At 63.8% G+C, this 23964-nt stretch carries 18 protein-coding genes; 13 read left to right on the plus strand and 5 right to left on the minus strand.

Annotation, left to right across the window (positions count from 1 at the left end; genetic code table 11):
- The first annotated feature begins 58 nt into the window (after positions 1–58).
- From hemF to FHW96_RS02800, 3 genes are all read left to right on the plus strand, one after another.
- A complete protein-coding gene (gene hemF, locus FHW96_RS02790; protein WP_172339044.1) occupies positions 59–919 on the plus strand; it encodes an oxygen-dependent coproporphyrinogen oxidase in 861 nt (286 codons plus the stop codon).
- 57 nt (positions 920–976) lie between these two features.
- Positions 977–1528, plus strand: coding sequence for a superoxide dismutase family protein (locus tag FHW96_RS02795; protein WP_305849670.1), 552 nt, complete (start codon positions 977–979; stop codon positions 1526–1528).
- A gap of 332 nt (positions 1529–1860) precedes the next feature.
- Positions 1861–3954 (plus strand): bifunctional (p)ppGpp synthetase/guanosine-3',5'-bis(diphosphate) 3'-pyrophosphohydrolase, encoded by a 2094-nt coding sequence (locus FHW96_RS02800; RefSeq protein WP_172339045.1) that lies wholly within the window; start codon positions 1861–1863, stop codon positions 3952–3954.
- A gap of 29 nt (positions 3955–3983) precedes the next feature.
- Here the strand turns inward: FHW96_RS02800 and FHW96_RS02805 are convergent, their stop codons facing one another.
- Positions 3984–4829: an XdhC family protein gene (locus tag FHW96_RS02805; RefSeq protein WP_172339046.1), complete on the minus strand. Its 846-nt coding sequence runs from the start codon at positions 4827–4829 to the stop codon at positions 3984–3986.
- 9 nt (positions 4830–4838) lie between these two features.
- Positions 4839–6449, minus strand: coding sequence for an alpha-amylase family glycosyl hydrolase (locus FHW96_RS02810; protein ID WP_216650749.1), 1611 nt, complete (start codon positions 6447–6449; stop codon positions 4839–4841).
- A 321-nt stretch (positions 6450–6770) separates the two neighbouring features.
- Here FHW96_RS02810 and FHW96_RS02815 point away from each other — a divergent pair, with 321 nt between their 5' ends.
- The 10 genes from FHW96_RS02815 to FHW96_RS02860 all read left to right on the plus strand — a co-directional run bounded on the left by FHW96_RS02815 (position 6771) and on the right by FHW96_RS02860 (position 20293).
- The gene (locus FHW96_RS02815; RefSeq protein ID WP_172339048.1) at positions 6771–9185 is read left to right on the plus strand and encodes a glycogen/starch/alpha-glucan phosphorylase; all 2415 of its coding nucleotides are present in this window, start codon (positions 6771–6773) and stop codon (positions 9183–9185) included.
- A gap of 13 nt (positions 9186–9198) precedes the next feature.
- Positions 9199–11370 carry a 1,4-alpha-glucan branching protein GlgB gene (gene glgB, locus FHW96_RS02820; protein WP_172339049.1) on the plus strand — a complete coding sequence of 724 codons (2172 nt, stop codon included), beginning with the start codon at positions 9199–9201 and terminating at the stop codon, positions 11368–11370.
- Between the two features lie 13 nt (positions 11371–11383).
- Positions 11384–12649, plus strand: coding sequence for a glucose-1-phosphate adenylyltransferase (gene glgC / locus FHW96_RS02825; protein ID WP_172339050.1), 1266 nt, complete (start codon positions 11384–11386; stop codon positions 12647–12649).
- A 14-nt stretch (positions 12650–12663) separates the two neighbouring features.
- On the plus strand, positions 12664–14178 hold the full coding sequence (gene glgA, locus FHW96_RS02830) for a glycogen synthase GlgA (RefSeq protein ID WP_172339051.1): 1515 nt from the start codon (positions 12664–12666) through the stop codon (positions 14176–14178).
- Complete coding sequence (locus FHW96_RS02835) at positions 14175–15827, plus strand: alpha-D-glucose phosphate-specific phosphoglucomutase (RefSeq protein ID WP_172339052.1); 1653 nt, start codon at positions 14175–14177, stop codon at positions 15825–15827. The genes glgA and FHW96_RS02835 overlap by 4 nt, the downstream gene beginning before the upstream one ends.
- Positions 15827–17608: a glycogen debranching protein GlgX gene (gene glgX, locus FHW96_RS02840; protein ID WP_172339053.1), complete on the plus strand. Its 1782-nt coding sequence runs from the start codon at positions 15827–15829 to the stop codon at positions 17606–17608. Before FHW96_RS02835 ends, glgX begins: the two co-directional genes overlap by 1 nt.
- Positions 17609–17652: 44 nt before the next feature.
- Positions 17653–18363 (plus strand): PadR family transcriptional regulator, encoded by a 711-nt coding sequence (locus FHW96_RS02845; protein ID WP_253950706.1) that lies wholly within the window; start codon positions 17653–17655, stop codon positions 18361–18363.
- Between the two features lie 250 nt (positions 18364–18613).
- Positions 18614–19012, plus strand: a complete 399-nt coding sequence (locus FHW96_RS02850) for a cytochrome c family protein (protein WP_246404413.1) — start codon at positions 18614–18616, stop codon at positions 19010–19012.
- A 97-nt stretch (positions 19013–19109) separates the two neighbouring features.
- Positions 19110–19799, plus strand: a complete 690-nt coding sequence (locus FHW96_RS02855) for a TonB family protein (RefSeq protein ID WP_253950726.1) — start codon at positions 19110–19112, stop codon at positions 19797–19799.
- 53 nt (positions 19800–19852) lie between these two features.
- Positions 19853–20293 carry a DUF2721 domain-containing protein gene (locus FHW96_RS02860; RefSeq protein WP_172339055.1) on the plus strand — a complete coding sequence of 147 codons (441 nt, stop codon included), beginning with the start codon at positions 19853–19855 and terminating at the stop codon, positions 20291–20293.
- A gap of 378 nt (positions 20294–20671) precedes the next feature.
- Here FHW96_RS02860 and FHW96_RS02865 read toward each other — a convergent pair whose 3' ends face one another.
- Genes FHW96_RS02865 through FHW96_RS02875 form a run of 3 tightly spaced genes read right to left on the minus strand, consistent with a single transcriptional unit; the run spans position 20672 to position 23961 of the window.
- Positions 20672–21688, minus strand: coding sequence for a type II secretion system F family protein (locus FHW96_RS02865; protein WP_172339056.1), 1017 nt, complete (start codon positions 21686–21688; stop codon positions 20672–20674).
- Positions 21689–21701: 13 nt separating this feature from the next.
- Positions 21702–22673 carry a type II secretion system F family protein gene (locus tag FHW96_RS02870; protein ID WP_172339057.1) on the minus strand — a complete coding sequence of 324 codons (972 nt, stop codon included), beginning with the start codon at positions 22671–22673 and terminating at the stop codon, positions 21702–21704.
- Between the two features lies 1 nt (position 22674).
- Positions 22675–23961: a pilus assembly protein CpaE gene (locus FHW96_RS02875; protein ID WP_172339058.1), complete on the minus strand. Its 1287-nt coding sequence runs from the start codon at positions 23959–23961 to the stop codon at positions 22675–22677.
- Positions 23962–23964 lie beyond the last annotated feature (3 nt).

Below are 23964 nucleotides of genomic sequence, written 5' to 3' on the forward strand. Positions count from 1 at the left end.
CGCGCCCGTCCGGCGGTGGCAAGCGGGAGCGCAACAATCCCCGCAAGAGAGGCGATAAGTGACCGACTGGACCCCCTATACGCAGCGCGCCAAGACCTGGTTCGAAGCTCTGCGCGATGGCATTTGCGCCGAATTTGAAAAGATCGAGCGCGAGGCGGGTTCGGACGCCGGTTTCCAATATACGCCGTGGACCCGCGATGCGGTAGCGGGCGAGGCGGACACCGGAGGCGGCGTGCAGGGCCTGATGAAGGGCAAGGTGTTTGAAAAGGTGGGGGTCAATGTCTCGACCGTCCATGGCGCCTTTTCGCCCCAGTTCGCTGCCAGCATCAACGGCGCCAGCGTGGAAAACCCCGGCTTTACCGCCACGGGCATCAGCCTTGTCGCGCATATGGCCAATCCGCATGTGCCCGCCGTACATATGAATACGCGGTTTTTGACCACCACCAAAGCGTGGTTCGGCGGCGGCGCGGATCTCAATCCGCCGCTGCCTTATGATGAGGATACCGCGGATTTCCACGGCGCCTTCAAGGCCACCTGCGACGCGCATGGCGAGGGCTATTACGAGCGCTATAAGGCATGGGCGGATGACTATTTCTACATCCCCCATCGCAAGGTGCATCGCGGGGTGGGCGGCATTTTCTACGATCATCTGGAATGCGCCGACGAGGCGGCGTGGGAGGCCAATTTCGCCTTTACCAAAGAGGTGGGCGAGACCTTCCTGTCGATTTTTCCGCAACTGGTGCGCCGCCGGATGGGCATCGCCTTTGACGCCGCACAAAAGCAGCAGCAGCTTGAATGGCGCGGCCGCTATGCCGAATTCAATCTGGTTTACGACCGGGGCACTTTGTTCGGGCTGAAAACCGGCGGCAATATCGATGCGATCCTGATGAGCCTGCCGCCCGAAGCGGTCTGGAGCTGATACGGGAGCAAAAACCGGGTTGGCGCGTTAAGGGCGCGGATAGGTGGAAAGGATCGGATGATGGCTAAGATTTTGACGGGTCTGACGATTGCCGGGGCGCTGGCCGGGGTGATGCTGCCGGGTGCGGGCATGGCCAAGGTGGCCCCCCCCAAGGAGAAGGTGCTGGCCAGCGCGGCGCTGATGAAGGGCGATACGATGCCTGCCGGCCTTGCCTCGATCGTTGAGGTCAAGGGCAAGCTGGGGCTCAAGCTCTCGCTCTCTGGCCTGCCGGCGGGCGTGCATGCGGTCCATCTGCATATGCGCGGCGTGTGCGAGGTTCCCGCCTTCACCTCGGCGGGCGGACACCTGAACCCGGCCGGGCATCAGCATGGCCGCGACAACCCGATGGGCGCGCATATGGGCGATATGCCCAATATCACCGTGGGCGATGACGGCACGGCCAATGTCACCCTGCCGCTGGACTATAAGGCGGATGAACTGCTCACCGCGCTGTTCGACAAGGATGGCGGGGCGGTGGTCGTCCATGCCGCGCCCGACGATTACAAGACTGACCCCACCGGGAATGCGGGTGGGCGGATTGCCTGCGGGGCGTTTGTTCGGGGGGCGTAAGAAGGGGGAGATTTGCCTCCGGCGGGCAAAGGGCGAGGGCCCTTTGCAATCCCGTTAATGGGGTGGTTGGAGGTTTGCAGCCTTGATGTAATTTCGACGGTTGGAAAGCCTGCGGCGCTGCGAACTTACGCTCAAAAGCGCCGCAGGCTTTGTTTTTAAAGCCTGGCTCTGTTGCGCTCCGCCGAACCCGACGCACCACGATGACAGTAATGGGATTGCAAAGGGCCCTCGCCCTTTGCCCGCCGGAGGCATTTAACTCCCGCCGAAACCCGGCCTAAAATCCCATAAACCCCCTTGCCCTTCTGCGCCCATCCCCCCAAAGTCGCATAACGATGTTGCGCCAATACGAACTTGTCGAGAGGGTTAAGGCTTACGCGCCTGATGCGGATGAGCAGATGCTCAACCGCGCCTATGTTTATACCGTCCAGAAGCATGGCAGCCAGAAGCGCGCCAGCGGCGACCCTTATTTCAGCCACCCGGTCGAGGTGGCCGGGTTGATGACCGAGCTGAAGCTCGATCAGGACACGATCATCACCGCCTTGCTGCACGATACGGTCGAGGACACGCTGGCCACCATTGATGAGGTGGAAAAGCTGTTCGGGCCGGATGTGGCGCGGATGGTCGATGGCGTGACCAAGCTGACCAAGATCGAGGCGATGAGCGAGAAGGAGCGCGCGGCCGAAAACCTGCGCAAGTTCCTGCTGGCGATGAGCGAGGACCTGCGCGTTCTGCTGGTCAAGCTGGCCGACCGGCTGCACAATATGCGCACGCTCCATTACATCAAGAGCGAGGACAAGCGCCGCCGCATCGCCAAGGAAACCATGGATATCTATGCCCCGCTGGCCGAGCGCGTGGGCATGTATGAATATATGCGCGAGATGCAGTTGCTGGCGTTTCAGCAGCTTGAGCCCGAAGCCTATGCCACGATCACCGGCCGCCTTGCCCAAATCCGCAGCCAGGACCACGGGCAGGTGGACGCGATCGCCCTCTCGATCAGCCAGGCGCTGACCGAGGCGGGGGTGAAGTGCAAGGTGTGGGGGCGCGAAAAGCACCCCTATTCGATCTGGCGCAAGATGGCCGAACGCCATGTCAATTTCGACCAGATCACCGACATCATGGCCTTCCGCGTACTGGTGGGCAATGTCGAGGATTGCTATCGCGCCATCGGCGTGCTGCACACCACTTGGCAGGCGCTGCCGGGGCGCTTCAAGGATTATATCTCGACCCCCAAGGTCAATGGCTATCAAAGCCTGCATACCTCGATGATCTATGAAAAGGCCATGCGGATGGAGGTGCAGATCCGCACATGGGATATGCACGAAACCAACGAATATGGCTTGGCCGCGCATTGGAGCTATAAGCAGGGCGGGGTGGTGCCCGATACGCAGGTGGGCTGGCTGCGCGATCTGGTCGAGGTGCTGGAGGCCAGCAACGATCCCGAAGAACTGCTCGAAAACACGCGGATGGCGATCTATCAGGACCGCATCTTCGCCTTCACCCCCAAGGGCAAATTGTTCCAGTTGCCCAAGGGCGCGACCCCCATCGACTTTGCCTATGCGGTGCACAGCGACCTGGGCAGCATGGCCGTGGGCGCCAAGCTCAACGGGCGCCATGTGCCTTTGCGCACGGCGCTGAGCAATGGCGATGTGGTGGAAATCATCAAGAACCGCAGCGCCAGCCCGCAACTGGCATGGCTGGGCTTTTGCGTGACGGGCAAGGCGCGCGCCGCCATCCGGCGCGCGGTGCGCATCAAGGAGCGCTCCGAACTGGCCGCCATCGGGCGCAAGCTGTTTGATGAGATCATCGAGCGCCTGCCCACCAAGGTCGGCAAGAAGGCCACCGCCGAGGCGGTCAAGCGGCTGGGGCTGAAGAACGAGGACGAGTTGATGGCCGCCATCGGCACGGCCAAGCTGGACGACCGGCAGGTGATGGAGGCGCTGGTCCCCGGCTCTGCGCGCGATATGCCCGAGCCTGAGGCATGGCCCAAGCAGGAGCGCGCGATCTCGATCAAGGGGCTCACCCCCGGCATGGCCTTCCACCTTGCCGAATGCTGCCACCCGGTGCCGGGCGACCGCATCGTGGGCCTGCGCAAACCCGGCGTCGGGGTGGAGGTCCATTCCATCGCCTGCGACGTCCTGATCGAGGGCGGGGACCATGACTGGATCGACCTGTCATGGGGCGATCGCAGCGTCGGCGCCGTCGGCCGCCTGCGCTGCATCCTCTATAACCGCCCCGGTACGCTGGCCGAGGTCACCGGCATCTTCGCCGCCAACAAGGCCAACATCACCCAGCTCCAGAATGTCCACCGCGATGAACTCTTCGGCACTTACGAGGTTGATCTGGAGGTCAGCGATCTGGCGCATCTGACGCGCATCGTTTCGAGTTTGCGCGCCAGTGATGCGGTGTCGCAGGCTGATCGGTTGTAGGTTTGGCGGAGGCACACTTCCTTAAACCCCTACCCTAACAACCCCTCATACGCCCCCACCACCTCGGCCAGTACGGATAGCGCCAGCACCGAGGGCGTCCGCGTGGCGGGGATCAACCCGATGGGCGAATGCAGACGCGCCAGCGCCGCCTCGTCAAACCCCAGCGAGGAGAGCAATTCCACCCGGTTCGCCCGCGTTTTCGCGCCGCCCTGCGCGCCCACATAAAACGCATCGGTGCCCATCGCCCATGGGATCAGCGTTCGCTCCCATTCGTGGTCGTGGAACAGGACAGCCACGGCGGTCCATGGATCGGGCGTCCAGCCATCGGGCAGGGCGGGGGGCCGGCCCAGCGACATTATGGCATCTCCCGCCTGTCCATGGGGCGTGACCAGAAGGACCTCGATCCCCTGCGTGCGACCCATGGCGGCAAGGGCGGCGGCCTCAGGCCCGCTGCCCAGCACCAGCAGGCGCAGGCGGGGCAGATAGCGCCGCGTAAAGCCTTCGCCCAGCGACAGATGCGCCACCTCGCGCCGCTCCAGCGCCGCCACTGCGCCCTTTAGCGCATCGGCATCGGGGGCCGGATCGACCATCACCTCGACCCCCGAACCGCAGGGCAGGCGGATGTCGATAAAGGGCGAACCCGCGCCATAGCGCAGCACGCGCGGACGACCGCCTGCCATCGCTTCGCGCATCAAGGCGGCTTCGAGGCAGCCATCGGCCAGCGATCCCACCATCGTCTTTTCGCCCAGCACCGCCAGTTGCGCGCCCCAGCGCCGCGACCAACTGCCGTCGATCCCCACGACTGTGCAAAGCGCGCCGCCATGCGCGGCCACCGCGGCCAGCGCGGCATGATCGTCATCAATGGGCAATGTCATGCGGGCGTGTTAGCCCAATGTCTGGCGAATGAAAACTGCGCCGAATGGCGGTAATTGCGCCGCCCCGCCGCCATTGACCGACAGTATCAGCGCGCCCGCCGGACAGGCATGGCGCATCGGCGCGGCGCCAAGGTTGAAGGCGCAATGCACCCGTTCATCTCCCCAATGCCGGGCGAAATGCAGCAACATGCCATGGGTATGCACATCCTCCATCGCGCCGAGGCGCAAGGCCGCGCTGCCCCGGCGCAGGGCGAGCATCGCGCGGGTCCAGTGCAGCGGGCTGGCCGGATCGGCCTCCTGCGTGGCGGCGGCGCGGGCGATATTGGCCTCCGAAAGGGGCAGCCACGGCTCGCCCGTGGTAAAGCCGCCATGGGAGGAGTCCGATTGCCATGGCATCGGCGTGCGCACCCCGTCGCGCGATAGCGTCAGCGGCCAGTTGGCGATGGCCTCTGGGTCCTTGAGCAGGTGGAAGGGGATCTCGTCCTGCGTCAGCGCCAGTTCCTGACCCTGATAGAGGAAGATATTGCCCCGCAGCGCGATCAGCAGCGCCATGGTCAGCCGGGCATAGGCGGTCAGATCGGCGCCGTGGTCGGCATTTGGCGCCCAGCGCGAGATATGGCGCGGCGCATCGTGGTTCTCAAAGGCCCAGCTCGGCCAGCCTTCATCCCCACCATGCCATTGGCCCAGCGAGCTTTTGATCCGCTGCGGCGTCAGTTCGGGGGCATAGAGGAAGTCGAAGCTGTAGGCGCTCGACAGGCGCGCATCGCCCGCCGTGTAATCCTTCATCAGCCCCACCGCGCCATCGCCGCCGACCTCGGCCACGGTGAAGATCGCGCCATATTCCCCGCACAGCGCGCCGATGCGTTCGATGAAGGGAATGGCGGCGGGGTGGTTCTGGCTGTGGATCTTGTCCTGAAAATCGAAGGGGCGGGTGCGCACATGATGCCCGCGCGACACCGGATTGTCGCGCAGTTCGGGGTCGAAAAAGGCGTGGTTCAAAGCATCAAGCCGAAACCCGTTCACCCCGCGATCCAGCCAGAAGCGCATTACATCAAGGCAGGCTTCCTGCACCGCAGGGTTATGCGCGTTGAGCTGGGGCTGCTCTTTCAGGAACTGGTGATAGTAATATTGCTGGCGGCGCGCGTCCCATGTCCATGCCGGGCCGCCGAACACCGATTGCCAATTGTTGGGCGGGGTGCCGTCCGGGTTGGCGTCGCGCCAGACGTACCAGTCGGCATGGTCGCTTTCCTTCGATGCTCGGCTGTCGGCAAACCATGGGTGGGCGTCGCTGGTATGGGCAAAGACAAGGTCGATGGTGACCTTGACCCCCAGTTCATGCGCGCGCGCCACCAGCGCGTCGAAATCATCCAGCGTGCCGAAGATCGGATCGACATCGCAATAATCGGCCACGTCATAGCCATAATCGGCCATCGGGCTGGTAAAGAACGGGCTGATCCAGATCGCCTCGACGCCAAGGGAGGCGATATGGGACAGGCGGGCGGTGATGCCCGGCAGGTCGCCGATGCCGTCGCCATTGCTGTCGGCAAAGCTGCGCGGATAGATCTGATAGATCGCCGCGCCGCGCCACCAGAGCGTCTGTTCCGAAAGGGTATCATTCATCGCGCGGCTCCGCAGCATGGGGCGCGGGAAGGCCCCGATGACCCTCATTCTGGCATTGCTGCGCCGCAGCGCCAAGAGTGCTGCGCCGCGATGGCATACGTATTGCCAAAGGAGCCGCATCGACAGGGCAAGAAATTGCGACAATAGATTGCATCATACCTTGTCGGGTTGGGCAAAGCTGTCCTAGTCTCCTGCAAAGGAAGCGACGCGAAATCCTATGCGCTCATCAGAGGCAAGGCGCGAAGTCGGTTGGGGGAGGACAGGACATCAGCGTCTCGGGCGGCCATTGGGCGCCTCGGGCATCATGGGGAGTATCGTTGCATGAGCCAGTCCCAGACAGATTCCCAGCCCTCGATCAGCGATCTCATCGTCGATGTTCTGCGCCACCGCGTGGGCAAGGACGAACGCGCCGCCAAGCCGCATGACTGGTTTCACGCCGCCGTGCTTTCGGTGCGCGACCGGATCATCGACCGCTGGTTTGAATCGACCCGCCGCACCTATGAGGAAGAGGGTAAGCGGGTTTACTATCTCAGCCTTGAGTTCCTGATCGGGCGGCTGATGCGCGATGCGCTCTCCAATCTGGACGTGACGCGCGAGATGGAGGCGGCGCTGCGCGAACATGGGTTCGATCTGGCGCAGTTGGAGGAACTGGAGCCCGATGCGGCGCTGGGCAATGGCGGGCTTGGGCGTCTGGCGGCCTGTTTCATGGAGAGTTTGGCCAGCCTTGATATTCCGGCCTATGGCTATGGCATCCGATACGTGAACGGCATGTTCCGTCAGCGGATCGACGATGGCTGGCAGGTGGAATTGCCCGAAACATGGCTGGCCCATGGCAATCCGTGGGAATTCGACCGCCGGGAAAGCGCCTATCGCGTGGGCTTTGGCGGCGAGGTGATCGAGGGCAATGGCGGAGTGGTGTGGCACCCGGCCGAGCAGGTCGAGGCCAGCGCGGTCGATACGCCGGTGGTGGGCTGGCGCGGGGCGCGGGTGAATACTTTGCGCCTGTGGACGGCATGGGCGCTCGATCCGCTGCGTTTGGATGCGTTCAACGCGGGCGATCATGCCGGCGCTCTGGCCGAACAGGTCAAGGCCGACAGCCTGGTGCGCGTGCTCTATCCCGCCGACAACACGCCTGCGGGTCAGGAACTGCGGCTGCGTCAGGAATATTTCTTCTCCAGCGCCTCGATTCAGGACATCCTGCGCCGCCATCTTCAGGCCGACAAGGATGTGCGCAACCTGCCGAAAATGGCCGCGATCCAGTTGAACGATACGCACCCCAGCGTGGCCGTGGCCGAACTGATGCGTCTGCTGATCGATGTGCATCATCTCGAGTTCGACGAGGCGTGGGAGGTGACCAAGGGCACCATCGGCTATACCAACCACACGCTCTTGCCCGAGGCGCTGGAAAGCTGGCCGCTGCCGCTGTTCGAACGGCTTTTGCCGCGCCATATGCAGATCGTCTATGCGATCAACAGCCGCGTATTGCGCGAGGCGCGCAAGGCCGGGATGAGCGGCGAGCAGATTGCCGCGATCAGCCTGATCGATGAACATGGCGAACGCCGGGTGCGCATGGCGAATCTGGCCTTTGTGGGCGCGCATTCGATCAACGGCGTGGCCGCGTTGCATACCGACCTGATGAAAAGCACGGTCTTTTCCGATCTGCACAAGCTCTACCCCACGCGGATCAACAATAAGACCAATGGCGTGACCCCGCGCCGCTGGCTCCAGCAATGCAATCCGGGCCTGACCAAGGTGATCCGCGAGGGGATCGGGGATGGCTTCCTTGACGATGCGGAAAAACTGGCGGGGCTGAACGCTCTGGCCGGGGACGCGCAGTTTGGCGAGCGCATTGCCGAGGTGAAGCGCGCGAACAAGGTGGCGCTGGCTAACCATATCAAGCAATTGATGGGCGTGCGGCTCGATCCCGATGCGCTGTTCGACGTTCAGATCAAGCGCATCCATGAATATAAGCGTCAGTTGCTCAATCTGGTCGAGACGGTCGCGCTTTATGACCAGATCCGCAGCCATCCCGAGCGCGACTGGGTGCCGCGCGTCAAGATCTTCGGCGGCAAGGCCGCGCCCAGCTATCACAATGCCAAGCTGATCATCAAACTGGCCAATGACATTGCGCGCCGCGTCAATTCCGATCCATCGGTGGGCGGTTTGCTCAAGGTCGTCTTCGTGCCCAATTACAATGTCAGCTTTGCCGAGCGGATCATCCCGGCCGCTGATCTGTCCGAACAGATCAGCACGGCGGGCATGGAGGCCTCGGGCACCGGCAATATGAAATTCGCCCTCAATGGCGCGCTGACCATTGGCACGCTGGACGGCGCGAATATCGAGATCAAGGACCATGTGGGCGACGAGAATATCGTCATCTTCGGCATGACGGCGCAGGAGGTCGAGGACACCCGCGCCAATGGATACAACCCGCGCGCCATCATCGAGGGCAACCGCGAATTGCGTCAGGCGGTGCAGGCCATCGCCAGCGGCGTGTTCAGCCCCGATGACCGCGACCGTTACAAGGGCCTGATGGGTGGTCTGTATGACAGCGACTGGTTCCTTGTGGCCGCCGATTTCGACTCCTATGCTCAGGCCCAGCGCGCCGTCGATGCGCGCTGGATGGATGAGGCCGGTTGGCGCAAGTCGGCTATTCACAACATTGCCAATGTCGGCTGGTTTTCCTCTGATCGCACGATCGGCGAATATGCACGCGACATCTGGGGCGTGAAATAAGGATAATGTCCAAGTGAAGCCCGACCCGACCGCTATTGCCGCCCTGCTCGATGGAACTCATGCCGATCCCTTCTCCTTGCTGGGGCCGCATGAGGGGCCGGGGGGCACTTTTGTCCGGGCGGTTCTGCCCGGAGCGCAGGTCGCGGTGGCCTGCGCGCTGGACGGGGCGGAGTTGGGCGCGCTGGAGCGGGTCGATGACCGGGGCCTGTTTGAAGGCGTGATCGCCGGGGCGTCGCAGCCCTTGCGCTATCGCGTGGGGGCGCTGGGCGCGCATTGGTTTGTCGAGGATGCCTTTTCCTATGGGCCGGTGCTGGGGCCTCTGGATGATTACCTCATCAACGAGGGCCATCACCTGCGCCTGTTCGACAAGCTGGGCGCGCATTGCATCCATCATGAGGGCAGCGACGGCGTTCACTTTGCGGTCTGGGCGCCCAATGCCGCGCTGGTCAGCGTGGTGGGCGATTTCAACGATTGGGACCATCGCCGCCATCCGATGCGCCGCCGCGCCGACATCGGCGTGTGGGAAATCTTCGTGCCCACCGTGGGCGTGGGGGCGGCGTATAAATATCGCATCGTGGGGGCCGATGGCGCAGTCCTGCCGCTTAAAGCCGATCCGTGGGGGCAGGCGGGCGAATTGCGCCCCTCGACCGCCAGTCTGACCGCGCATCCGGTGAAACAGGACTGGGGCGATGAAGGCCACCGCGAATATTGGGCCAGTGTCGATCCGCGCCGCGCGCCGATCAGCATCTATGAGGTCCACGCCGGATCATGGATGCGCGACGACAAGGACTGGTTCCTCGACTGGGACGCCATGGCGGAAAAGCTGATCCCCTATGTGGTTGAGATGGGCTTTACCCATATCGAGTTCCTGCCGATTGCCGAGCATCCTTATGATCCGTCATGGGGCTATCAGACGCTGGGCCTGTTTGCCCCCTCGGCCCGCTTTGGCCCGCCCGAAGGGTTTGCCCGTTTCGTCGATGGGGCGCATCGGGTCGGGATCGGCGTGCTGGTCGATTGGGTGCCCGCCCATTTCCCCACCGACGCACATGGGCTGGCGCGCTTTGACGGCACGGCGCTTTATGAACATGATGATCCGCGTCTGGGTTTTCACCCCGACTGGAACACCGCCATCTATAATTTCGGGCGCCGCGAGGTGTCCTCTTTCCTCGTCAACAACGCGCTGTTCTGGGCCGAGCGCTATCATGTCGATGGCCTTCGCGTCGATGCGGTGGCCTCGATGCTCTATCGCGATTACAGCCGCAAGGCGGGCGAATGGATCCCCAACGAGGCGGGCGGGCGCGAGAACTGGGAAGCGGTGGATTTCCTGCGCGCGGTCAACCGGGCGGTCTATGGCCAGTTCCCCGGCTTCTTCACCGTGGCCGAGGAATCGACCGCATGGCCGGGCGTGACGCTGCCCGCGGTCGATGACAATCGCAACGCGCTGGGCTTTGGCTTCAAGTGGAACATGGGCTTCATGCATGACACGCTGCGCTATATGGCGCGCGATCCCATCCACCGGCGTCACCACCATAACGACATCACCTTTGGCCTGATGTATGCCTTTGCCGAGAATTTCGTGCTGGCGATCAGCCATGACGAGGTGGTCCATGGCAAGGGCAGTCTGGTCAACAAGATGGCGGGCGATGAATGGCAGAGATTCGCCAATCTGCGCGCCTATTACGGGTTGATGTGGGGCTATCCGGGCAAGAAGCTGCTGTTCATGGGGCAGGAGTTTGCGCAACTTCGCGAATGGAGCGAGGAGCGCAGCCTCGACTGGGATCTGCTGGCCAATCCGGCGCATGAGGGGATGCGCGCGCTGGTGCGTGATCTCAACCGCGCCTATCGCGAAACGCCCGCGCTCCACGCCCGCGATTGCGAGGGCGAGGGGTTCCAATGGCTGGTGGTCGACGATGCGCTGGCCAGTGTGTTTGCATGGGCGCGCCATTCCGGCGATGGGGCCTGTGTGGCCGTCATCAGCAATATGACGCCTCAGGTGCATGGCTCTTACCGCCTGCCTTTGCCGCGCGACGGGGTGTGGCGCGAAATCATCAACACCGATGCGGCCTGCTATGGCGGGACCGGCGCGGGGAATATGGGACAGGTTGTGGCGCAGGATGGCGCGGCGTTGGTCACGCTGCCGCCTCTGGCCACGATTATGCTGGAATGGACTGAAGCTGCGGCGTGAATGGGAGGGTATGATGCGCGATACGAATAGCCAGCCTTTGGCTCGCGAGGCGATGGCCTATGTCTTGGCCGGGGGGCGGGGCAGCAGGCTGAAGGAACTGACCGACAATCGCGCCAAGCCGGCGGTCTATTTCGGGGGGATGAGCCGGATCATCGACTTTGCCCTGTCGAATGCAATCAATTCAGGCATCCGGCGCATCGGCGTGGCCACACAGTATAAGGCCCACAGCCTGATCCGCCACATGAACCGCGCGTGGAATTTCATGCGCCCGGAACGTAACGAAAGCTTCGACATCCTGCCCGCATCGCAGCGCGTTTCCGAAACCCAGTGGTATGAAGGCACCGCCGACGCCGTTTACCAGAACATCGACATCATCGAGAGCTATGGTCCCAAATATATGGTCATCCTGGCGGGCGACCATATCTACAAGATGGACTATGAATTGATGCTGCGTCAGCATGTGAACAGCGGCGCGGATGTGACGATCGGTTGCCTTGTGGTCCCGCAAAAGGAGGCCAGCGGCTTTGGCGTGATGGCGGTGGACGGCAATGACGTCATCACTGATTTCGTCGAAAAGCCGATCAATCCGCCTGAAATTCCGGGCAAGCCGGGCTGGTCGCTGGCGTCGATGGGCATTTATGTGTTCGATACCAAATTCCTGTTCGACCTGCTGCGCGAGGATGCGGCCAACCCGATCAGCACGCATGATTTCGGCAATGATCTCATCCCCAAGATCGTCAAGGGCGGCAAGGCGGTGGCGCATCGCTTTACCGAAAGCTGCGTTCGCGCCGCCGACGAGATCGGTGAATACTGGCGCGATGTCGGCACGCTTGATGCTTATTTCGAGACCAATCTCGATCTGACCGACACGGTGCCGATGCTCAACATGTATGACCGTGACTGGCGCATCTGGACCGATCAGGTCGTGGCCGCGCCCGCCAAATTCGTCCACGATGACGAAGGGCGCCGGGGCCATGCGATCCGCTCGTTGATCTCGCAGGACTGCATTGTCTCGGGGGCCACGGCCTATCGCTCGCTGTTGTTTACGGGGGTCAAGATGGGGAGCTGGTCGCAGGTCAATGAGGCGGTGATCCTGCCTTATTGCAACATCGGGCGTCATGCCAAACTCTCTCGCGTGATCATCGATTCGGGCGTGCGCATCCCTGAAGGTCTGGTGGTGGGCGAGGACCCCGAACTGGACGCCAAGCGTTTTCGCCGCACTGAAAACGGCGTCTGTCTCATCACAAAGCCGATGATACAGGCGCTGGATCTGGATTGAAGGGATTGGGAGCCATGACCCTGCGCGTCCTCAGCCTCGCCTCGGAGGCCGTGCCTTTCATCAAGACCGGCGGGTTGGCCGATGTGGCGGGCGCGCTGCCCGCCGCGGTGGCCCCGCATGGGGTGGCGATGACCACGATGCTGCCGGGCTATCCGGGGGTGCTGGCGCGGCTGGGGGCGCAATATCCCGCGCCAAAATCAAAACGCGCCAAACCGGCGGGGCCAAAGGTTCTCCACGAATGGGAGGCGATCTTTGGCCACCGCGCGCGGCTGCTGGCCGGAACGCTGGATGGGGCGGCTGATGGCGCGCCGGTGCTGGTGCTCGATTGCCCGGCGCTGTTTGATCGCCCCGGCGGGCCTTATGGCAATGAGGCGGGGCAGGACTGGCCCGACAATGGCCTGCGCTTTGCCGTCTTTGCGCGGGCGGCGGCCGATGTGGCGGGGGGCATTGTCGAGGGCATGGAGTTCGACCTCCTCCATGCCCATGATTGGCAATCGGGTCTGGCCCCGGCCTATCTCAAATTCGCGCCCTATGCCGGGCGTTCTGTGCCCAGCGTGATGACCATCCACAATATGGCGTTTCAGGGCCATTTCCCCGCCGCGCTGTTTCACCAGATCGGATTGCCGCCACAGGCATGGGCGGTCAATGGCGTGGAATATCACGGCGGCGTGGGCATGCTCAAGGCCGGCCTTGAGGCTGCCCATGCGATCACCACCGTTTCGCCCACCTATGCGCTGGAAATCCGCGAGCCGCATTTCGGCATGGGGCTGGAAGGGCTGATCCGCAGCCGGGGCGCGCAGGTGCATGGCATTGTCAACGGCATCGACCCGGCCGAATGGAATCCGGCCACCGACCCTGCGATCAAGAGCCAGTTCACCGCGCGCAGCCTTGCCAAACGGCAGGCGAACAAGCGAGCGCTGGAAAAGGAATTCGGCCTCGAATCCGACGATGGCCCGCTGTTTATCGTGGTCAGCCGCCTGACATGGCAAAAGGGCATGGATGTGCTGGCCGGGTGCCTTGACCATCTGGCCGGGCTGGGCGGGCGTCTGGCGCTGCTGGGGTCGGGCGATGCGGGGCTGGTGGGTGAACTCTCCGCTGCCGCCGCGCGCCATCCGGGCCGCATCGCCCTGCGCATCGGCTATGATGAGGCGCTCTCGCACCGGATGCAGGCGGGGGGCGACGCCATCCTCGTGCCCAGCCGGTTCGAGCCTTGCGGGCTGACGCAATTATATGGGCTGGCCTATGGCTGCGTGCCGGTGGTGGCGCGCACGGGGGGGCTGGCCGATACGGTGGTCGATGCCAATCTGGCCGCGCTCAAGGCCGGGGCGGCTACGGGCGTGCAATTCGATGCGGTCGACCATGATGCCCTGTGCGAGGCGATCGCGCGGACAATTTCGCTTTATCATAAACAGGATGTCTGGCGCGCCATGCAAAAGGCGGGGATGCTTTCGGACTTTACGTGGACACAATCAGGCGGCACCTATGCTGATCTGTATCGTTCCATCGCCTCGGAGTATTCGCCAGCATGACCGCGACAATTGCGACCCCACAGGTCATCACTCAGGCTACCCAGCCGATTGCCGGGCAAAAGCCGGGCACTTCGGGCCTGCGCAAAAAGGTGAAGGTCTTCGCCCAGCCCAATTACGCGGAAAACTTTATCCAAAGCGTGTTTGATGTGGTTGAGCGGGGCGATGGGGCCACGCTGGTGATCGGCGGCGATGGGCGCTATCACAACCGCACCGTGATCCAGCAGGCGATCCGCATGGCCGCGGCCAATGGCTATGGGCGCGTGCTGGTGGGGCAGGGGGGCATCCTGTCCACGCCTGCGGCCTCCAACGTGATCCGCCAATATGGCGCCAGCGGCGGTCTTGTCCTGTCGGCCAGCCATAATCCGGGCGGGCCGGACGAGGATTTCGGCATCAAGTATAACATCGCCAATGGCGGCCCCGCGCCCGAGGGCGTGACCGAGGCGATCTATCAGCGCAGCACGGAAATCACCGAGTGGCGCGCGGTGGATACGGCCGACATCGATCTGGACACGCTTGGCGTGAGTGATGTGGCGGGCATGGCGGTCGAGGTGATCGACAGCGTGGCTGATTATGCGGCGCTGATGGAAAAGCTGTTCGACTTCGGAGCGATCCGTGCTGCTGTCGCCGGCGGGCTGACGATGAGCTTTGATGCTATGCATGCCGTGACCGGCCCTTACGCGCATGAGATTTTGGAGCGGCGTCTGGGCTTTGCGCCGGGCACGGTGAAGAATGGCGTGCCGCTGGAGGATTTCGGCGGGCATCACCCGGACCCCAATATGGTCCATGCCCATGAATTGTTTGAAACGATGTTTGGCCCCGATGCGCCTGATTTCGGCGCGGCATCCGATGGCGATGGCGACCGCAACCTGATCGTGGGGCGCGGGATTTTCGTGACGCCTTCGGATTCGCTGGCGATGCTGGCGGCCAATGCCCATCTGGCGCCCGCCTATGCGGGGGGCCTCAAGGGTATTGCGCGGTCGATGCCGACCAGCGCGGCGGCCGATCTTGTGGCGCAGAGCCTTGGCATCCCGGCCTTTGAAACGCCCACGGGCTGGAAATTCTTCGGCAATCTGCTCGATGCGGGCATGGCCACGATCTGCGGCGAGGAAAGCGCCGGGACCGGCAGCGACCATGTGCGCGAAAAGGATGGGCTCTGGGCGGTGTTGCTCTGGCTGAACATTCTGGCCGTGCGCAAGCAGCCGGTGGCGCAGATCGCGGCGGAACATTGGGCCAAATTCGGGCGCAATTACTATGCCCGCCACGATTACGAGGGCCTGCCCACCGAGGCGGCCAATGCATTGATGGGTGAATTGAACGGTGCGCTGGCCACCCTGCCGGGGCAGAGTTTCGAAGGGCTGACTATCGAGACCGCGGACAATTTTGCCTATACCGATCCGGTCGATGGCTCGATCTCGACCAATCAGGGCGTGCGCATCCTGTTCGTCGGGGGCAGCCGCATCGTCTTCCGCCTGTCGGGCACGGGCACCGAAGGGGCAACCCTGCGCGTCTATCTGGAGCGATATGAGCCTGTGGGCGGCGATCTGGCGGGCGAGACACCGGTCAAGCTGGCCGATCTGATCGCGGCGGCAGACGGCATCGCGGGCATCTCGCGCCACACCGGGCGGACCGAGCCCAGCGTCATCACCTGATGGCGCGTTACGGCGCGTGGGCAGAGGCAGGCGCGACCCATTTCTCGGTGCGCGCCCCGCTGGCCGATGCGGTGTGCCTCTGTCTGTTTGAAGGGCAGGCGGAGGTGCGGATCGCCATGACGCGCGACGGCGATGACTGGTGCGTCAGCCTGCCCGGAAACCGGGCAGGCGCGCGCTATGCCTATCGCGCCGATGGCATGTGGGATCCGCGTAATGGCCGCTGGTTCGATCCGGCCAAATTGCTGGTCGATCCCTATGCGGTGGAGCTGGACCGGCGCTTTGTTCAGGACCCGAGGCTGGCGCTTTATGGCGCGGATACGGGCGCGATTGTGCCCCGCGCGATTGTGCCGGGCGAGATGCCGCCGGTCTCGCCTCTGCCGCCCTGTTTCGCACCCGGCGGGCTGATTTATGAGGTCAATGTGCGCGGCTTCACGCTGCTGCACCCCCATGTGCCGCAGGCGCAGCGCGGCACGGTGGGGGCGCTGGCCCATCCCGCGATCATCGCGCATCTGAAAAAACTGGGCGTGGGCGCGGTGGAACTGATGCCGATTGTGGCTTGGCTGGATGAGCGTCATTTGCCGCCTTTGGGCCTGCGCAATTTCTGGGGCTATAATCCGGTGGCGATGATGGCGCTGGATCCCGGCCTGTGCCCTGGCGGGGTGGCCGAATTGCGCGAGACGGTGGCGGCGCTGCGGGCCGAGGGGATCGGGGTGATCCTCGATCTGGTGTTCAACCACAGCGGCGAGAGCGATGTGCTGGGCGGCGTATTGTCGCTGCGCGGGCTGGATAATGCGGCCTATGCCCATGCCCCGGCGGGGGCGTTGATCAACGATACGGGTTGCGGCAATACGCTGGATTTCGCCTATGCGCCGGTGCGCGAACTGACGCTGGCGGCGTTGCGGCATTTTGTGGCCACATGCGGAGTGGATGGGTTCCGCTTCGATCTGGCGCCGGTTCTCGCGCGGGGGCCGGGGTTTGACGCCCATGCGCCGATCTTTGCCGAAATTGCCGCCGATCCCCTGCTGGCCGACCGGGTGATGATTGCTGAGCCGTGGGATATTGGCCCGGGCGGCTATCAGTTGGGGCGCTTTCCGGCGGGCTGGCTGGAATGGAATGATGCGTTTCGCGATGATGTGCGGCGGTTCTGGAAGGGTGAGGGTTCGCTGGGCGCATTGGCCACGCGCCTTGCGGGCAGCGCGGATGTGTTTGGCGAGCAGCAATGCCGCAGCGTCAATTTTCTGGCCGCCCATGACGGCTTCACGCTGGCCGATCTGGTGGCCTATGCCCATCGCCACAACCATGCCAATGGCGAGGATAATCGCGACGGCCATGGCGAGAATCACAGCTGGAACTGCGGCGTGGAAGGGCCCAGCGATTCGCCCGAGGTGAACGCGCGGCGTGGGGCGGATATGCGCGCGCTGCTGGGTACTTTGTTCGCCTCGACCGGCACGATCATGCTGACCGCAGGCGATGAATTTGGCCGCACCCAGCAGGGCAACAACAATGCCTATTGTCAGGACAGCGCGATCGGCTGGGTCGATTGGGCCGCGCGGGACGAGGCGCTGGAGGATTATGTCGCGGCGCTTTCGGCCCAGCGGCGAGCCGGGGATTTCGCGCAATTTCCGCGTGATGGGCGCTGGTTGCGGCGCGATTGGGAGGCGATGGCGGCGGCTGATTGGGAGGCGCGGGGGGCGGGCTATGTCGCCCATGTTTCGCATGATCCCCACAGGCGGCAGGGGTGGCGGATCGACCGGGACAATCGGCGGGTGGAATTTTTTTAAAGATATATCTTGAAGGTTTTTAGAATTCTCCTACATTCGGCTTCATGACCGATATGAAGGAGTATGCAATGTTCGGATCGAACATCGGAAAACACGGGCGCAAGGGCGCCCACGGCTTTGGCCATCACGGCCATCGCCAACATGGGCATCACGACCATCACGGGCGCTTTGCCGCCGGGTTTGACGGCGGCTTTGAAGGCGGCCCGTTCGGGCGCGGTGGCTTTGGCGGGGGCGGTTTCGGCGGGGGCGGCTTTGGCGGCCGGGGCGGCGGGCGCGGCTTCGGCGGACGCCGGGGCAAGCTGTATGACGGCGATGAATTGCGCCTGCTGGTCCTCGCGCTGCTGGCCGATGCGCCCCAGCACGGCTATCAGATCATCCGTGCCTTTGCCGAGCAATCGGGCGGCGCCTATCAGCCCAGCCCCGGCGTGCTTTACCCGCTGCTGGTGATGCTGAGCGAAATGGAGCTGGTGGTCGAGGTGGACACCGCAGGGGGCAAGCGCCGCCTGTTTGCCATCAGCGACCTTGGCCGCGGCGAAATCGAGGGTAAGACCGAACAGATCGAGGCGCTCTTTGCCCGGCTGAAGGCCTTGGCCGCGCAGGCCGAGCGGACCGATGGCGCCCCGGTGCGCCGCGCGGTCCACAATCTGCGTGCGGCGATCATGGAGCGGCTGGGCCGCGATGGGGCGGGCGAGGATCTGCCTTTCGAAGTGGCGCGCATCATTGATGAGGCCACGCAGAAGATCGAAAGGCTGTAATTCCTATTCAGCGCGCCGACAGCCATTTTGTCCGATAAGAGCCGTACAGCGCAAAACTGCGCATTGTGGGACAAGGGGCGGCAAGGCCAGAGAAAATGCCAGAGGTTCGCGTTGTTTATGAACGCGATCGGGCCTTTCTCAACGCTTGCTTTCCCCGCCACTTTGCGGGCATGAGCGCCGATGAAAAGGACGGTCGGGATGATTCTTGATGAATCGCATATTCCGGGCCTTTCGCTTGAAAAGAGGATGAATGACGATGTCGCGACTGTTTACCCCCGCTGCCGCGCTGGTGGCTGCCGCCACGATGGCTCTCGGTTTTGCCGCTCCTGCTGCTGCTGCCGGTGACCCGGTCAAGGGCGCGGCCTCGTTCAAGACCAAGTGCCAGCTGTGCCACGTGATCGGCGCGGGCCAGAAGCCCACCATGGCCCCCAACCTGCTGGGCGTGGTTGGCCGCAAGGCCGGCACCACCGATTTCGCGATGTATTCGCCCCAGCTCAAGGCCTATGGCAAGGCTTGGACCCCGGCGCTGATCGATCAGTGGATTGCCGGCCCGACCAAGCTGGTGCCTGGCAGCCGCATGGCGATGGTGATCCCCGATGCGGCCGAGCGCGCCAACATCGTGGCTTATCTGGGCACGCTGAAGAAGTAAGCCTGTTTCAGGTTTCGGATACAGGGGCGGAAGGCTTAGGCTTTCCGCCCCTTTTTGCTTTGGCGCGCAGCGGGGCGTTGGTGCTAGACTGACCGTGATGGAGCAACCTTCCTATCGAGTGCGCCTTGGCGCCGCCATGCTGGCGGGCGGGATACAGGGGCTGGTGCTGCTGGCCCTGCTGGGGCTGGGCCGCGGGGTGGAGGGGGTGCCTGATGGCGCGGCGGGGGCGATGGAAAGCGTCGATTTCACTCTGCCGCCGCCCGCACCCAAACCTCAGACGCAACCCAAACCGCAGGCTGCCGCGCCCAAGGGGGCCGCTGGCGACAAGGCCATCCCTCGCCCGGTGATCGCGCCCAAGGCCGCACTTGCCCTGCGTCCCGCCGTGGCGCCCTCCGTGGCCGGCACCGGCGCCGCGCAATCCTCGGGCGCGAGCAGCGGGGCGGGGACGGGCGCCGCGCCATCGGGCGATGGCGGCGGCGCGGGGGGCAGCGGCATGGGGCAGGGCGGGGGCGGCCCGGCCGTCAAGATCGCCGGAACCATCACCGCCCGCGACTATCCGCGCGAGGGGCGCGAAGCACGGATCGGCGATTATGTCATCGTGGCGATCACGGTGGGTCTCGATGGTCGCCCGGTTGCCTGCCGCATCCACCGGCCCAGCCGCGATCCCGCCGCCGACGCGCTGACCTGCCGGATGGCGATGGAGCGCTTCCGTTTCAATCCCGCGCGCGACGGGGCCGGGCGGGCGGTCGAATCGGTCTTTGGGTGGAAGCAGAGCTGGTTCCTGTGAATAGGAATCGGGGGGCCTTGGGTTTGGCGCGCCCATGAATTAGAAACGAAGCCATGATTGCGCATACTATCCAGCTTGCCCTTGCCCCGGTTTTCGTTCTGGTGGCGATTGGGAATATCATGAACATCCTGTCCACGCGGCTGGGCCGGATCGTGGATCGTGCGCGCGCTTTGCAAAAGCTCTATGGCGAAACCACCGGGGCGGCGCATGACATCGTGGTGCTGGAAATGCGTCAGGTGGATCTGCGTATCCAATTGAACACCAAGGCTATTCGCGTGCTGGTGATGTCGGGTCTGTGCATCGGGCTGACGGTGGCGATCCTGTTTCTGGAGGAGATGGTGTCGGTGCCGCTGGAGCGCGTGGCGGCGGGGGGCTTTCTGATCTCGGTTGCGCTGTTGATGTGGGGCCTGTGGCTTTTTCTGCGCGAGACCCAGATTGCCGCCGAGATCCTGCGCATTCCTGAGAAATACCTCGAATCGCACCGGGAAATCTGAGGCGACCATAGCGTCGCCTCCGCGGGCCAATGCGGATAAAGGGCCGTGGACCGGCAGGCATGGCGGGCCGCCTTGGTGCGCAAGGGCGGCGGTGTGGCGCGTTTTGGCGAATGGCAGGGGAAACGCCGGTGTCCCTGCTCGGCCCTCATCAGCTGGGTGGATGGCGGGCGGGCTCGCAGGCTTCCGTCCATCGTCTTGATCCCGCTGGCTTTTTGGCGGTTGGGCGCGCTGGCGACTGTGATGCCGCCGCCTTTGCCCCGCATTGCCTGCCGGTCCTCCCTTGCCGGGGTCCGATGGGGGCTGTCGACGGCCCCCGATGCGGATCATGGCGCGGGATGGTGGCGGCTTATAACCGGAATGGTTTGCTGTAGGACAGGATTATTTCTTCGTTGCCGCCGGGCCGCTGCTGAAGGCGTCGGCAATCGAACAGGCCGCCGGGCCAAGGATGACGATGAAGAGCACCGGCAGGATGAACAGGATCAGCGGCACGGTCATGATCGCGGGCAGGCGCGCGGCTTTTTCCTCGGCGCGCATCATGCGCTCGTTGCGGAATTCGGCCGAGAGCACGCGCAGCGCCGAGGCCAGCGGGGTGCCGTAGCGCTCGGTCTGGATCATGGTGGTCACCACCCCGCGCACCGAATCGAGCGCCACGCGATAGGCAAGATTTTCAAACGCCTGGCGCCGTTCGGACAGGAAGGACAATTCGATGGCGGTCAGCGCGAATTCATCGCCCAATTCAGGGTATGCGCGGCCCAGTTCCTTGGCCACGCGCGAAAAGGCTGCGTCCACCGTCAGGCCCGCCTCGGCGCAGATCACCAACAGGTCGAGCGCATCGGGCAGCCCCTTGCGGATCGCGGCGGTGCGCTTGGTAATCAGGTTCTGGACGTAAATGTCGGGGCCTTTGTAGCCCCCGACGACGGCGGCGGCAAAGCCCATGAATTTCTTGAAATCGGTCCACAGCGGGAAATAATTGATCCAATAGATCACGATTGCCGCCAGACCGCCCAGGATGATCGGCGCCACCATGCGGCCAAAGATGATCGCGACCGCCCATTCCTTGTTGCGGATGCCTGCCTGCGCCAGCTTTTGCTGGGCATCGGCCAACTGGCTGTCCTGCAACACTTTCAGCTTGTCGAGGATCATGCGGATCGCATCGGTCGTGTCCGACCGGCGCACGATATTGGCGCGCTTTTTGGGCGTGTGCGAGACGATGCCCGCCTTCAACTGCTCGCGCCTTTCGTTGAGCGCCTTGACCCGCTTCTGCATCGGATCGCGCACGGTCAGCGCGGCATAGATCGCCACCATCACCATGATCGCGGCCACGCCCGCCAGCAGCGTGCCGACGAAAAACACATCAAAGCCCAGAATATGGGGGTGCGCCGCAGTCTGGTCCATCGCCTTGCCCCCTTTAGATCTCGAAGCTGACCATTTTGGCCATGATGAACACGCCGATGCCCATCCATGTCAGCCCGCCAAGGCCGGTGATGATCAGGCGATCATCAGTGAAAAAACCGGCCAGATATTGCGGGTTTACCCAGTTGATCATCAGAAATACCATGAAAGGCAGCGAACCGACGATATAGGCCGAAGCTTTCGATTCCGAACTCATCGCGCGGATCTTCAGCTTCATCTGGGCGCGTTTGCGCAAAACATCGGCCAGATTGCCCAGTGTTTCGGCCAGATTGCCGCCCGTTTCGCGCTGAATGGCGATGGTGATGCAGAAAAAGTTGAATTCGGCCATGTTGAGCCGGTCGGCGGTGTCCTGAAGCGCCTCGTCCATGCCGCGCCCGATCTTGATGCGTTCGGTCACCAGCTTGAATTCCTGACCCACAGGGCCGGGCACTTCGGTCGAGACGATGCCCAGCGTTTCGGTCACCGGCAGGCCGGAGCGCAGGCCGCGCACCAGCAATTCGATGGCGTCGGGAAATTTGGCGGTGAAATCATCATAGCGTTTGCGGATCAGATAGCCCACCACCATATGCGGCACGCCCGCCCCCACCAGCAGACCCACCATCAGCGCCAGCATCAGCGATCCGCTTTTGAGCCAGAGCAGCAGCGCCACCACCGCCGCAAGGCCCGCCGAGGCCTGGATATATTGCCGGACGGTCCATGTCTTGCCCGCGCGGTGCAGGCGCAGCGCCAGCATTTCGAGCTGGGAACGCGGGCGGCCATCGTTGCTGATCATCGGGCGGCGCTGGGCCAGGGCGCGGCGCATCTGCGCCTCGACCTTGTCGGTCGCGCTTTCGGAATGGCGGAAACGCACCGATTGCAACCGGCGCGCGCCTTCCTTGGCCGGCGAAGGCCCGCCAAAGGCCAGCGCCAGCAGCATCAGCACGCCGCCCGCGCCAAAAGTGATCAGCAGGATCTGGACCGTGTCCATATCAGCGCGCCTTTTCTTTCGCCCCGTCCTTCTTGCCGCTCAGCAGCGCCATGAAATCGATCTTGCCCAGCAGCGATTTGCGTTCCGGCTGGGCCGTGCCTTCCTTGGCCTCGACCGCGATCAGCGATTTGACCGAGAGCGCCAGATCGCGCAGCGCCGCGCCTGCCTTGGTGGCGCGGTTGGCCTCGGCAAAGGTCTGGCCCAGTTTCGCGCAATGGACGGCGGCCTTGACGTCAAAGGGGATCACCACGTTGATCTTGCGCTCGATCGAGGCTTCGAAATCGGCGCGGCTGATTTCGGCGATGCCGGTCTGCACGCGGTTGGCCACCACCATCACCTGCGCGTGCGATGCATTGGCGCGCAGCCACGACAGGATGCGGATCGCATCGCGCGCGCCCGCCAGCGTCAGCTCCGTCACCAGCAGCACGACATTCACGTCCGCCAGCACATGCGGAAAATTGATCAGCATGTTGCGCGGCAGATCGATGACCGTGTGTTCAAAGGCGTGGCGGAATTCTTCCTCCAGCCGGACAAAGGCCGAACCGTCGGTCAGCAGCGGATGGCTGATCGGCGCCTCGGCCGAGAGCAGCGAGAGATGTTCGCCCGCCCGGATCATCGCGCGTTCGATAAACAGTCCGTCGATGCGGCTGGGGTTCTCGATGGCGTCGGTCAGGCCGCGGCCCGGCTCCAGATCGAGGCTGAGCGCGCCGGTGCCGAAATGGATGTCCAGATCGAGCAGGGCGGTGGGTTGTTTGTGGTCGGTGGAAAACAGCCATGCGATCGAACTGGCCACGGTCGAGGCGCCGACACCGCCGCGCGTGCCGATGACGGCGGTGCTCAGATGCGGCGTGTCCGATCCGGCCTCGCTGGCGCGCGGGGCGTTGAGCATGTTCTGCGCCTGAACCAGCGCGTCGCGCATCAGGCCCGAGGAGAGGGGCTTGAGCAGATAATCGTGGATGCCGCTGCCCAGCAGGTCGCGATAGAGGCGCACGTCATTGACCTGGCCGATGGCGATCACCACCGTGCCGGGCTCGCACACCTCGGCCAAGGCGTTGATATCGCCCAGCGGATCGCCGCTTTCCGACAGATCAACCACGAGGATCGAGGGCGAGGAGCTGACCGAGAGCGCCTGAACCGCGCTGCGCAGGCCCCCGCGCGTGCATTTTTCCGGCGCCCAGCCGAAATCGGCGGCCAGCGGGCGCATCACGTCCAGCGTTGCCTCGTCGCAGACATAGGCGGCGAAACTGTCGCGCCCTTGCGCCGATCCGGGTTTCCACGGTGCGTTCATGGC

It is taken from the genome of Novosphingobium sp. SG751A, from assembly GCF_013149295.1.
GTDB lineage: Bacteria > Pseudomonadota > Alphaproteobacteria > Sphingomonadales > Sphingomonadaceae > Novosphingobium.